This window comes from Xanthomonas vesicatoria ATCC 35937 (assembly GCF_001908725.1).
GTDB lineage: Bacteria > Pseudomonadota > Gammaproteobacteria > Xanthomonadales > Xanthomonadaceae > Xanthomonas > Xanthomonas vesicatoria.
Genome location: NZ_CP018725.1, coordinates 3,293,183 through 3,305,750 on the forward strand (window position 1 = coordinate 3,293,183; position 12,568 = coordinate 3,305,750).

At 65.3% G+C, this 12,568-nt stretch carries 11 protein-coding genes; 7 read left to right on the forward strand and 4 right to left on the reverse strand.

Annotated elements, in window-relative coordinates; genetic code table 11:
* The first annotated feature begins 57 nt into the window (after positions 1-57).
* Entirely contained in the window at positions 58-1,326 is a 1,269-nt protein-coding gene (locus BJD12_RS14210) for an MFS transporter (RefSeq protein ID WP_042827670.1), read from the forward strand.
* A 124-nt stretch (positions 1,327-1,450) separates the two neighbouring features.
* On the opposite strand, the gene BJD12_RS14215 is transcribed toward BJD12_RS14210, so the two are convergent.
* From BJD12_RS14215 to BJD12_RS14225, 3 genes are all read right to left on the reverse strand, one after another.
* Positions 1,451-2,461 carry a phospholipase C/P1 nuclease family protein gene (locus BJD12_RS14215; RefSeq protein WP_042827671.1) on the reverse strand — a complete coding sequence of 337 codons (1,011 nt, stop codon included), beginning with the start codon at positions 2,459-2,461 and terminating at the stop codon, positions 1,451-1,453.
* Positions 2,462-2,562: 101 nt separating this feature from the next.
* Positions 2,563-5,046, reverse strand: coding sequence for a TonB-dependent receptor (locus BJD12_RS14220; protein ID WP_229000893.1), 2,484 nt, complete (start codon positions 5,044-5,046; stop codon positions 2,563-2,565).
* 227 nt (positions 5,047-5,273) lie between these two features.
* Positions 5,274-5,993 (reverse strand): SDR family NAD(P)-dependent oxidoreductase, encoded by a 720-nt coding sequence (locus BJD12_RS14225; RefSeq protein WP_005989143.1) that lies wholly within the window; start codon positions 5,991-5,993, stop codon positions 5,274-5,276.
* A gap of 85 nt (positions 5,994-6,078) precedes the next feature.
* On the opposite strand from BJD12_RS14225, the gene BJD12_RS14230 reads away from it, so the two are divergent.
* The 6 genes from BJD12_RS14230 to purU all read left to right on the forward strand — a co-directional run bounded on the left by BJD12_RS14230 (position 6,079) and on the right by purU (position 11,337).
* On the forward strand, positions 6,079-6,699 hold the full coding sequence (locus BJD12_RS14230) for a TetR/AcrR family transcriptional regulator (RefSeq protein ID WP_005989144.1): 621 nt from the start codon (positions 6,079-6,081) through the stop codon (positions 6,697-6,699).
* A complete protein-coding gene (locus tag BJD12_RS14235; protein WP_005989145.1) occupies positions 6,696-7,577 on the forward strand; it encodes an NAD-dependent protein deacetylase in 882 nt (293 codons plus the stop codon). The genes BJD12_RS14230 and BJD12_RS14235 overlap by 4 nt, the downstream gene beginning before the upstream one ends.
* A gap of 48 nt (positions 7,578-7,625) precedes the next feature.
* Positions 7,626-8,756 carry an NADH:flavin oxidoreductase/NADH oxidase gene (locus BJD12_RS14240; RefSeq protein WP_005989146.1) on the forward strand — a complete coding sequence of 377 codons (1,131 nt, stop codon included), beginning with the start codon at positions 7,626-7,628 and terminating at the stop codon, positions 8,754-8,756.
* 39 nt (positions 8,757-8,795) lie between these two features.
* Positions 8,796-9,671 carry an NAD(P)-dependent oxidoreductase gene (locus BJD12_RS14245; protein ID WP_039421228.1) on the forward strand — a complete coding sequence of 292 codons (876 nt, stop codon included), beginning with the start codon at positions 8,796-8,798 and terminating at the stop codon, positions 9,669-9,671.
* A gap of 206 nt (positions 9,672-9,877) precedes the next feature.
* A complete protein-coding gene (locus BJD12_RS14250; RefSeq protein ID WP_005989148.1) occupies positions 9,878-10,270 on the forward strand; it encodes an XVIPCD domain-containing protein in 393 nt (130 codons plus the stop codon).
* Between the two features lie 215 nt (positions 10,271-10,485).
* A complete protein-coding gene (purU, locus tag BJD12_RS14255) occupies positions 10,486-11,337 on the forward strand; it encodes a formyltetrahydrofolate deformylase (RefSeq protein WP_039421232.1) in 852 nt (283 codons plus the stop codon).
* Positions 11,338-11,617: 280 nt separating this feature from the next.
* Here the strand turns inward: purU and BJD12_RS14260 are convergent, their stop codons facing one another.
* Positions 11,618-12,517: an AraC family transcriptional regulator gene (locus BJD12_RS14260; RefSeq protein ID WP_005989150.1), complete on the reverse strand. Its 900-nt coding sequence runs from the start codon at positions 12,515-12,517 to the stop codon at positions 11,618-11,620.
* Between the last annotated feature and the right edge of the window lie 51 nt (positions 12,518-12,568).

The window sequence follows — 12,568 nt, forward strand, 5'->3', positions numbered from 1 at the left end:
TGGACAGGGGGTGGGCCGGGGGGAATACTCGCCGTCCCACGTCTCGGTTGCGCCCCTGTGTCTTCCTCCGATTGCCGCCCGGGCGTTGTGCCCGTCGCCACGCTGTCCGCTGACATGCCGGCGGCCGGCCGCATTCGCCTGGCCTTGTTCCTGGCCGGCTTTGCCACCTTTTCGCTGCTGTACAGCGTGCAGCCGGCACTGCCGGAGTTCGCACGTGCCTTTGGCGTGGATGCAGCGGTTGCCTCGCTACCGCTGTCGCTGGCCACCGGCGGGCTGGCCGTGGCGATCTTCTGCGCCGGTGCGGTCTCGGAAAACCTGGGTCGACGCGGGTTGATGTTCGCTTCCATCGCGCTGGCCGCGGTGCTCAATCTCGTCGCGGCGTTTCTGCCGCACTGGGGCGCGCTGGTGGTGGTGCGCACCCTGTCCGGCATCGCGTTGGGCGGGGTGCCGGCGGTGGCGATGGTGTACCTGGGCGAAGAGCTGCCGGCCAACAAGCTTGGCGCGGCCACCGGCCTGTATGTGGCCGGCAACGCATTCGGCGGTATGAGCGGACGCATCATGATGAGCGTGCTGACCGATCACACCGATTGGCGCACCGCATTGGCGCTGTTGAGCGGGTTCGACCTGCTGTGTGCCGTGGCATTCGTGTGGCTGCTGCCGCCGTCGCGCCATTTCGTGCGCCGGCATGGGGTCAATCTGCAGTTCCACCTGCATGCCTGGGCCGGCCATCTGCGCGACCGTAACCTGCCGTGGTTGTTCGCGTTGCCGTTCCTGTTGATGGGCGTGTTCGTCAGCCTCTACAACTATGCCGGCTTTCGGCTGGGCGGGCCGGAATTCGGCTTGAGCCAGAGCCAGATCGGCATGATCTTCAGCGCCTATGTGTTCGGCATCGTCAGCTCGTCGGTGGCAGGGGCGACGTCGGATCGCTTCGGGCGCGGCCCGGTGGTCAGCACCGGCATCGTGCTATGCATCCTCGGCGTGGCATTGACCCTGGCGCATGTGCTGGCGCTGGTGGTGGCTGGCATCGTATTGCTGACGATCGGCTTTTTCATCGCGCATTCGGCGGCCAGCGCGTGGGTGAGCCGGCTTGGCGGCGCGCACCGCAGTCATGCCGCCTCGCTGTATCTGCTGGCCTATTACGCCGGCTCCAGCGTGATCGGCGCGCTTGGCGGCTGGTTCTGGCAGCATGGCGGTTGGGCCGGCTTGGTGGGTATGTGCCTGACCCTGCTGGCGCTGGCGTTTGCCGCCGCACATGTGTTGCGCCAACGTGCCGACGATGCACGCCCGTACGGCCGGTTTGCGCCGCATCCTGCGCGCGGCGAGTGAGGCCGATCGACCAGATTCGATCTCGCGTTCAATCAACTGCAGACGCACCCGAGACGCGCAGCGCCGGCTGGCCGACGCGCACCCCGGCATGCCGATGGCGACAGAGGAATCTCGCCATCGGTAGTTACGCCGTTGGCGACCTGCCGGCGGGTGCGGATCCGGTCGCCGGGTCGTACTGCGGATGGCTCGGGTCCATGCTGCGCGGCCGCGTGGAATTTTCTGGTTGCAGCGCGCTTTCGCGCCAGGCGCGCACCAGCAGGTTGCGCAGCATCGCCGCGCCATCGCCGGCGGTGCGATAGACCATCGCGCGTCCATCGGGATTGGACGCATCGTCGAAGGCGCCGGCTTTTTCCAGGCGGTAGACCTGCTCGACGCGGCCGGTGCCGATGGCGAGAAAGTCCAGGATCTGCTCGAACACATCGCCATCCTGATGCGCCAGGGCCGACATGTGGCGCAGCAGGTCCTGCGGGGTCAGCGCAATCTTCTCGACGTAATCGCTCTCGAACTTGCCGTGCACCTTCGGGTCGGTGCTGTAGCCGTTCGGGTTCGGCCCCTGCCAGCCGTCGTGGTGGATGCTGTCGTGCTGCGGCTGCGCGCCATCGCCGATGTAGTGCGCAAACCAGCTGACGTAGAACGCGCAGGTGCGTTCGAGCTCGCCGGTGTCCTGTCCCTTGGCGCGCAGCGTGCGGAGTTGCCGCATGGTCGCCACGACGCGTTCGTAGCCTTCGGTGGCTGCGTACGGCAAGGTGCCGGCCCAGCGTACGTTCATGCGCTGCGCCAGTTGCGGGTCGCGTTGGGCGATGCGCCGTTGTTCGTCGTACAGCGCCAGCACGAAGGCGTAACGCGAGCGTGGCGGGTGCTGCATGAAGGCGAACTGCTCGCGGAACCAACCGTGGTTAGGGCCTTCTTCGATCTTGAGAAACGGCTCGCTTTCGCTGCGCCAGCCGTCCGGCAGGGTGGCGCCGTCGGCAATCACCTGCGCGTACCGCTTGAGGAAGACCGGGCCGTCGTCGGGCAGCGCCTGCACGGCGGCGGTGTCGATGGCGGCATGCGCGCGGTGGCCCCAGGCGGCGGCGTTGCCGGAGCACGTCGCTGCTGCAAACAGCAGCGCAAAGGCAAGACGGGAAGGTGTCATGGTGGTCCTTGTGGCCTGCAGCGCGTCGGGCGCGCTGCAGGCGATGCATCGAGAAAGTGGAGTGCCGGCATCGAACGATGCAACCATCAACGTCAGCGCACTCAAAAGTGGTACGTCACCACCAGCCGCGAGTTGCGCTCGTAGATCGGGCGGCCGTAGATCGGCTCACGCGTGCCCTGGCCGGAGATGGTGTCGGTGCGCGGGTTGCCTTCGGTCAATGCAAAGGTGTTGGTCAGGTTGTCCACCGACAGCTGCACGTCCCACGGCCCGTTGCGCACCAGGATGTTGGCCGCCAAGGTGTCGTAGGCGGCCAGCACGGTGGTGTTCTCCAGGTCGGCGTAGCGCTTGCCCACATAGGCGTAGCGCAGCGAGGTTTCCCAATCGAACGCGCCGGTGGTGAAGCACACCGTTGGCCCCGCATTGCCATAGAGCTTGGGCTGCCGGTTGGGCATGTTGCCGTCCACATCGACCACCGCCACCGCACCATTGGCCACCACCTCGGTCAGATCGGACACCTGGGTGTCGTTGTAGGTCAGATTGGCGTCGAAGCGCAGCCACTGCGCCGGCGTCCACACTGCCGCCAGCTCGATACCGGGGTTGGTGACGCTGCCGCGGTAGTCCTTGGATTCGGCCGCGCCGGTCTGCGGGTTCACCGCGCTGGTGCCGATGTTGTACGGGTCGTACTTGGTATAGAAGGCGGTGGCGAATACGTCCAGCGTGTCGAAGTTGAGCTTGGTGCCGAGTTCGAACTGGTCGGCGGTGGGGATGTTGACGTTGCCTTCGTTGGCGCCCTCGCTGGGCGCGCGGTGCGCACGCGAGGCGCGGCCGTAGATGCCGACCGTCGGGTTGATGTCGTAGTTGAAGCCCGCAGTCCAGTTGGTCACGCCCACGTCCAGCGCCGTCTGCGCGCGGGCACCGGTGAACAGGCGCGCGGCATCGTCGGCCAGGGTGTCGGCCATGCCCAGGTTGCCGGTGGTGCGCAGCATGCTCCAGGCGCGATAGCGATAACGCTCGTAGCGCACGCCGCCTTCCAGGCGCAGCTTGTCGGTCACCTGCCAGGTGTCGGCGATGTAGGGCGCCAGCATGCTGGTGTAGGCCTTGCCCTGGGTGCGGTCGGCGCCGTAGATCACCACGCCGTCCTTGGTGACGCCGCCGACCACGTTGCCGGCCGCGTCGTAGCCGAGCAGGTCGATGGTGCGCGGGTTCTGCCGCATCTCGAACAGATAGCTCTGGTAACGCGAGTTGTAGGAGCGCGCGTAATAGGCGCCGTACACGCCCAGCGTGATGTCGTGGCTGTCGCCGCCCCAATCGAAGCGGCGATGCAGGCGCAGGTCGTCGGCGAACGAATCGGCGCGCACATTCATCGCGCGGTACTGGCCTTGAATCACCAGGCCGTCGGTGCTGGCTGGATCGAAGCGGCTGCCATCGTCGGTGTAGACGTAGCCCAGCGAGGTGAGGCCGGGAAATGCAGCGCTGGCGGCGGCGCGGCGGCTGTTGGCATACGTGTTTGCATCCTGCGGCGCATTGCTGGAATACAGCGCGTCGAAGGTCATGTCCAGGCGATTGACAATGGCCTTGTTGGACAGGCTCCAGCCGTTATCGAACGCCAGGTCCAGGTTGGCGCCCAGATGGTTGAACTTCATGTGGCGGCCGTCGGACAGGTCGCGTCGCTCGCGTTGCGGCGCGCCGTTGGCATCGCTGGACACGATGCTGGCGCGCTCCAGTTGCGCGGTGCTCAAGGTGCCGGTGAAGCGGTCGATCAGCGGGTCCAGCGAGCGCGAGGTGTTGCGCGGGTCGTACAGCGGGATCGGCATGTAGAACGCGTTCTTGTCGTCCAGATGCTTGGCGGTGAAAGTCAGCTTGCCGTGCTCCAGCGTGTGCGTGAGGTTGATGCGGAACTGCCCGCCCTCGTCGGCCGGAAAACCCACATCGCGGTAGCCGTCGTTGCGGCGTACGAAGCCGCCGGCCGCCAGATACCAGCCGTCGGCCAGCTTGCCCGACCAATAGCCATCGAGCCGGTACAGCCCGGTGTCGCCGACGGTGGTGCGCACCGCGCCTTCGGGCGTGTCGCCGCCCTGGCGGGTGACGAAATTGACGATGGCTGCGGCATTGGAGGCAAAGATCGGCGAGGGCCCGCCGCGCACGGTTTCCACCGATTCAACCATCAGGTCCGGGCGTACCAGGCCTTCGGTCTTGTAGAAGTAGCCGTTGTTGTCCGGGTAGGGGCTGATGCCGTCTTCCTGGATCACCGCAAACGAACCTTCGTCAGGAATACCGCGGATGCGGTAGACGTTCTGCACTTCGCCGCCGGTGGATTCGGCATAGATGCCGGGCATCGAACCGATGAGGCTGGCGAGATTGAGCGGGGCCAGCTTGTCGATCTGCTCGGCGGTCAGTGCGGTGATCGCATACGAGGCATCGAATTGATTCTGGGCCTGGCCGGCACCGGTGACGATCATGCGGTCCAGCGAGAAGATGCCGTCCTCGCTCTTGCGTGTTGCAGGCGTGGAGGGTGCGGCTTCTTGCGCAAAGGCGGGAGTCGCCAGAGTCAGTGCAAGAACGACGGCGAGCGGACGACGCGACACGGCACGGCGCACTCCGGAGAGGGTCCGGGTGTGGGTGTAGGGCATGGCGGGAGTGGGTCAGCGGGGGAGGGGCCCACTGTCGTGGCGTCATGTTTCCACGGTGTTGCGTGTGCGCCAGATCACGCAATTTATGCAATCCGGTGCATGAATATGTGACATGTTGCATAGTTCAAAGCGGGCGCGACAATGGTTATCTTCGCGCCCGGATGGGTGGACTCAGCGCCGCATCACCACGCCAATCGCCCACCTTCGGTGTAATAGCCGCCGGTGCCCAATTCGGACATCGCCACATGCGCGACCGTGGCGGCCGCTTGCTCCACGCTGCCTGAGCCGGTGTGTCCGTTGAGATCGGTCGCGGTGTAACCGGGATTGACTGCATTCACCGCAAAGCCTTCGTTGCGCAATTCCTTTGCCAGCAACACGGTGAAGGCGTTGAGCGCGGTCTTGGACGAGCAATAGCCCAGCACGTTGACCGCGTGATAGCGATAACCGGGGTCGCCCTGCAGCGACAACGAACCCAGATCGCTGGAGACATTGACGATGCGTTTGAGCGTGCCGGCGCGTAGCACTGGCAACAGTGCCTGGGTGACGGCGACCTGGCCGAACAGATTGACCTCGTAGGTGGCGCGCAGGTTGTCCAGCGTCGCGGTGACCGGCGTACCGTCATCGACAATCACTGCCGCATTGTTGACCAACACATCGAGCGCGGTGCCGGCTGCCTGCAGCTGTGCCACCGCAGCGGCGATGCTGTCGGTGTCGGTGATATCCAACGGCACCACATGTACGTTGTCTGGATTGCGCAGCTTGCTGCGTGCGGCCTCGCCACGTACCGGGTCGCGGCTGCCCAGGTAGACGGTCCAGCCGGCGTCGGCCAGGTGGGCGACCAGCGCCAGGCCAATGCCTTTGTTGGCGCCAGTGATCAATGCAACCGGTGCGGAAGCGGACATGCAGGCGTTCCTTGGAATCGCGAAGAAGTCACCCCAGACTAGGGGTCATCCGTCAGTGTGTACATTCGCATTCGTGAGCACCTCCTTGCCACTGCAAAAAACGCGTAAATCCCCGCAACAAGCGCGTTCACGCGCCACCGTGGAGGTCATTCGCCAGGCCAGCATTCAGGTTTTGGTGGCCGAAGGACTGCATGGTTGCACCACCACGCGGGTGGCCGAGCGTGCCGGTGTCTCGGTGGGCAGCGTGTATCAGTACTACCCGAACCGTCAGGCCATGTTGATCGCAGTGCTGGACTGGTATTTGCAGACGGTGGTCCATGCGGTGGAGCAGGCCTGCGCGCAACAGCACGGACGTCCGCTCGCCGAGCAGTGCGAGGCGTTGGTGCGTGCGTTCGTACATGCCAAGTTGCAGCACGTGGATGTCTCGCGCGCGTTGTATGCCATCTCCGAACTGCATGGTGGTACGGCACTGGGATCGCAGGCGCGCAAGCGCTCGCAGCAGGCATTTGCAGCCGCGCTCGCTACTGCGGCAGATGTGCAGTTCGACGATTGCCAGGCAGTGGCCGAGATCGGCATGGCCGCCATTATCGGGCCGCTGAGAAGCCTGCTGGAAGATGGTGCGCCAGCTGCGCGGGTTGCACCGCTACAAGCGCAACTGGTGGTGTTGCTGCACAGTTATCTCGCTTCCACCGGAGTTGCACGATGAATACCGAAATGGTTCAAGACGGCAGCACGGTGCAGGACTTCATCGAGCGCCACCAGCGCCTGTTTGTGCTCACCGGCGCTGGTTGCAGCACCGATTCGGGCATTCCCGATTACCGCGATCTGCAGGGCGGCTGGAAGCGTCCGCAACCGGTGACGTTTCAGGCCTTCATGGGAGAGCTGGCCACGCGTCAGCGCTACTGGGCGCGCAGCCTGGTTGGCTGGCCGCGCTTCGGGCTGGCGCAACCCAATGCCACCCATTACGCATTGGCCGCGTTGGAAGCGCGCGGGCAACTGGAAGTGTTGCTCACCCAGAACGTAGACCGCCTGCATCAGGCCGCTGGCAGTCAGGCGGTGATCGATCTGCACGGCCGGCTCGATGTGGTGCGTTGCATGGGTTGCGAGCGACGCATGCCGCGGACCGAGTTCCAGCTGCTGCTGGAGCGGGACAACCCCGGCTGGGCTGCGCTGGACGCGGCGCAGGCACCCGATGGCGACGCGGATCTGGACGATGTCGCCTTCGAGACCTTCGTGGTGCCGCCGTGCCCGGTGTGTGGCGGCGTGCTCAAGCCGGATGTGGTGTTCTTCGGCGAGAACGTGCCGCGCGAGCGGGTGGAGCGTGCCTTCGCGCATTTGCAGGCCGCCGATGCGGTGTTGGTGGTGGGTTCGTCGCTGATGGTGTATTCGGGCTTTCGCTTCGTACAGACGGCCGCGCGCAACGGCTTGCCGATCGCCGCGCTCAACTTCGGGCGCACCCGCGCCGACGACTTGCTCACGCTGAAGGTGGAGCAGTCGTGCGCGCAGGCGCTGGCCTTTCTGCATGCGCCGCCGGACCCGCTGCACACCGGGCCTTCCAGGTACGACAGTGCGCGCTCTGCATGACGCAGTGATCCATCGCAGCGGTTGTGCGGCGGCGCGCGGCGCAGTGCAATGGGCGCCCCCACCTCGTGCCTGGATGTTGCCTTGAGCCAGTTGTTCACTCCCATCGCCTTCGGCCCGCTCGCGCTCGCTAATCGCATCGTCATCGCGCCAATGTGCCAGTACTCCGCACAGGACGGCTGCGCCAGCGACTGGCACAGCATCCACCTGGGCACGCTGTCGCAATCCGGCGCCGGCCTGTTGATTCTCGAAGCGGCTGCGGTGGTGCCGGAAGGGCGCATCAGCTACGCCGATCTTGGCTTGTACGACGACGCCACCGAGCGGGCACTCGATGAGGTGCTGCAGTCGGTGCGGCGCTGGTCGCCGATGCCGGTTGGCATCCAGCTGGCGCATGCCGGCCGCAAGGCCTCGACCGATTTGCCGTGGAAGGGCGGCGAGGCCATCGCCGCCGATCATCCGCATGGTTGGCAGACCGTGTCTGCCTCGGCGCAGCCGTTCCAGCCAGGCAAGCCGGCGCCGCAGGCGCTGGACGAGGCCGGTATCGATGCAGTGGTCGCCGCGTTCGTCACCGCGGCAACGCGCGCCGAACGCCTGGGCCTGGACCTGATCGAACTGCATGCCGCGCATGGCTATCTGATGCATCAGTTCCTGTCGCCGCTGAGCAATCAGCGCAGCGACGCGTATGGCGGCTCGCTGGAAAATCGCATGCGCTTGACGCTGCGCATCTTCGATGCGGTACGTGCGGCGGTGTCTGAGCGCATCGCGGTCGGCGTGCGCATCTCGGCCACCGATTGGGTGGACGGCGGCTGGGATCTGGAGCAGAGCATCGCCTTGTCCAAGGCGCTGGATGCACGTGGCGCGCATTACATCCATGTCTCCAGCGGTGGGCTGGATCCGCGCCAGCAGATTGCGGTGCAAGCCGGCTATCAGATTCCGTTTGCGCAGCAGATCAAGGCGCAGGTCGCCACGCCGGTGATCGGGGTGGGCCTGATCACCGAGCCGGCGCAGGCCGAGGCGATCCTGCAGGACGGCCAGGCCGACGCAATCGCGCTGGCACGCGGCATCCTGTACGACCCCCGCTGGCCGTGGCATGCCGCCGCCGCGCTGGGTGCATCGGTCACGCCGGCCCCGCAATACCTGCGCTGCGAGCCGCGCGATGCGCGTGGCGTCTTCGCCAGCTGATTCACACGACCGACGCCATACCGAAGAGGAAGCACACGCATGCCGATAGGATTTCTGGGCTTGGGCACGATGGGCCTGCCGATGGCGCACAACCTGCTGCGCGGCGGCTTCGAGGTGAGCGTCTGGAACCGTTCGCCAGAACGCGCGCAACCCTTGCGTGATGCCGGGGCAACGGTGGTGGCTACGGCGGTGGGTGCCGCACACGGCCCGCTGCTGTTCTCGATGCTGGCCGACGACACCGCGGTCCGTCAGACCGTACTGGATGGCGGCGTGTTGGACGCACTGCCGGCAGGTAGCGTGCACGTCAACATGGCCACCATCTCGGTGGCGTTGGCGCACGAGTTGACCGCACTGCACGCAGAGCGCGGCATCGCCTACGTTGCCGCACCGGTGCTCGGCCGCGTCGACGTGGCCGAGGCCGGCAAGCTCAACATCCTGGCGGCCGGCGATGCGGCCGCACTGGCGCGGGTACAGCCGATGTTCGATGTGCTGGGGCAAAAGACCTGGCACATCGGCGATACGCCGGAGCAGGCCAACGCGGTGAAACTGGCGGCCAATTTCTGCCTGGCCAGCGCCATCGGCGCCATGGCTGAGGCCAGCGCACTGGCGCGCGGGCACGGCGTAGACGCCACCCAGTTCCTGGGCATGCTCACCACCACCTTGTTCGCCGCACCCGCGTACCAGGGTTACGGCAAGCTGATCATGCAGCGCAACTACACACCGGCCGGCTTCACCGCCACGCTGGGGCGCAAGGATGTGGACCTGGCCATCCAGGCCGGCGCCGACAAACAGGTGCCGATGCCATTGGGCGAGTTGCTGCGCGTCAGCCTGGACGACGCCATCGCGCACGGCGACGGCAACGCGGACTGGGCGGTGTTGGCAGAAGTATCGGCGCGGCGGGCAGGGCAGGCCTGAGTGCCACCTGGAGGCGCGAGTGCGTGGCGCGCTTCGCTTTAGAGCCACGTGCGATGCGTCTTGCTCACCTCAACATGCAGCAGACCTTCTAAAATGCCGGTTCGTGACAGCCGCCGCTCCAGGGAGGATGCGATGCGACACCTGCATATCACGCTCGGTTCCACCGAGCGCATACCGCGCGCAATGACCTGCGCCGGTGGAATACGATGACCGCCGAACCGGTCGTCAACCAGGGCCCGGTGGGTCCGGACCACCCCGAGCACCCGGACCATTATCTGTTTGCGCAGATCCGCGAAGCGGTGGGCGTGCTCGATGCCGAGTTGAACAAACCCACCGACGAGGCCAGCGTGCGCATGGCTGCGCGCCTGCTGCCGCTGGCCAAGCAGCATGGCTTCGATCAGGTGGATTACGTCGTGCTCAGCCGGCACCTCGGCGAGGTGGGCGAGAACGTGTTCCTGGTGCGCGGCGAACTTTCAGACCCCGCGCATCTGCGTGCGCACATCACCACCCAGGAAGCGATGGAAACCTCGGTGGAAACCTCGATGGCGCAACTGGACGAGATCAATCGCCGGCTGATGCTGCGCCTGCCGCCGCGTTGATCCTTATCGGGAGGGCATGTGCATCGCGTTGGCGATGCATGCCACCAGCCCACCATCTGCAAGGCGTTGATCGGCGATCCGTATGCACGGCGAATGCCGTGCCACGGCGCATAGCGGTAGTGCAGCCAGCCCAACGCGTGCACTGTGTCGCTGCATAAAAGTTACCGACGCAAGCACTGCGCCAGCGGTGTCATCCATTGGCTATCATTGCGCCGATGCGCTCCGACTACATTCTCACGCTGTCCTGCCCCGACCGCACCGGTATCGTGTATCGCGTGACCGGGCTGCTATTCGATCTTGCCTGCAACATTCTCGATGCCCAGCAATTCGGCGACGACGAAAGCGGCCGCTTCTTCTTGCGCGTACATTTCGACAAACCGCCGGCAACCGATATCGCCAGCCTGGAGCAGCAGTTTTCGGTGTTGGCCAATACGTTTCAGATGGACTGGCAATTGCACGATGCGCGTCGCCGCGCGCGGCTGCTGGTACTGGTGAGCAAGCACGGGCATTGCCTCAACGATCTATTGTTCCGCACGCATAGCCGGCAACTGCCGGTGGAGATCGCCGCAGTGGTCTCCAACCATGCCGATTTCGCACCGCTGGCCGCCTCCTACGGCATCGACTTCCATCATCTGCCGGTGACCGCAGACACACGCGCCGAACAGGAGGCGAAGCTGCTCGCGCTGATCGACGACCTGCGCATCGATCTGGTGGTGCTGGCGCGTTACATGCAGATTCTTTCGCCCGGCCTGTGCCGTGCGTTGGCCGGGCGCGCGATCAATATCCATCACAGCTTCCTGCCCAGCTTCAAGGGCGCGCAGCCGTACCACCAGGCGCACGCGCGCGGGGTCAAGATCATCGGTGCCACCGCGCATTACGTCACCGAAGACCTGGACGAAGGCCCGATCATCGAACAGGACGTCGCCCGCGTGGACCACGCCATGACTCCACGCGACCTGGTACGCCTGGGCAGCGACACCGAATCGCTGGTGCTTGCGCGCGCGGTGCGCCGTCATGTCGAACATCGCATCGTGCTCAACGGCCATCGTACGGTGGTGTTTCGCTAGGGCAAGGTCGTTGGATCGATGTGACATATCCAGTGTGCTGACACAGCGAGCTACTTGGGTGGCTCGGGCGTCCAGTAACGGCAGGCGCAGTTCAATTGGGCAGTCAAGGCGAATGACGTCGAAAGTGAAACTGATAAAGCCCGGCCCTTGCCAAAGCGGGGCTTCTTGCAGGAGTTCGCCCAGGCGCAGAAGTCGTCACGCATCGATGCGCCAGCGTGAGCGCATTTGCTTGCAGTTGCGGGCGCTCGGCCTGAAGCCGCTGGATGCCGTTACAACGCGTTTACGGAACTGCAGTGCGCGCGTACTGTGATGGTGGGCTGCCAGTGTGGCGCGTAAATGCAACGCTGAAACTGCTGGCCGAGCCGTAGCCTACCTGTTGCGCTGCCTGCGCGACGCCAAGCCCTCGCTCTGACAGAAGCGTCTTGGCCAGCGCCATGCGCCATGCCAGCAGATATTCCATCGGTGCCACGCCCATCGCGCGATGGAAACGCGTAAAAAACGATGACCTCGATAGTGCCGCTTCTTTGGCCAACGCGTCGATTGTCCACGCATGCGCCGGTGCACCGTGCATCGCGCGCACTGCCGCGGCCAAGCGCGCATCGGAGAGCGCGCGCACCAGGCCTGGTGTCGTATCGCCGGCTGTCAGTGAGCGTAATGCTTCGATCAACAGGACTTCCAGCAGGCGTGCAAGCACCGGCTCGCGTGCAGGTCGGTGTGCGCGTGCTTCTTCGCCAACCAGATGCACCAGCGTGGTGAGTCGCGGCTCGCCGCGCACATGCACCAGGTGTGGCAGCAGCGAGACCAGGAGCGCGGCATCGGGCGAGCCGAATCTGCAGTGCCCAATCACGATGCGAAGATTCGCAGGTCCGTCCATGACGCCGATGCGGAACGTGCCGTCGCCCATGTCGGTGGGCACCGTATGCGCTTGCCCGGCCGAGGCCTGCAGGCTAGAGAGCGTGACGGCGAGCATGGCGGGCGCCAGCACAAAATCGCCGGCTTGGAGAACGTAGGCCTGCCCATCTTCAAGCGCCAACCGGCACGCCCCTTCGATGACCGCGCAATAAAACGGGCCTGGGGCATCGGAGCGGTGCGCCGACCACGCACCAGCGCCAACGACAAGTTTGGAAAACTCTGCGGTTGGCCTGAGCAGCAAGACAACTTCGGCAAGCGGGTCGAGCATTGGACTCTCGCAAATGAAATTTGCACTTTAGAATATCGAAAGTACGGCTTT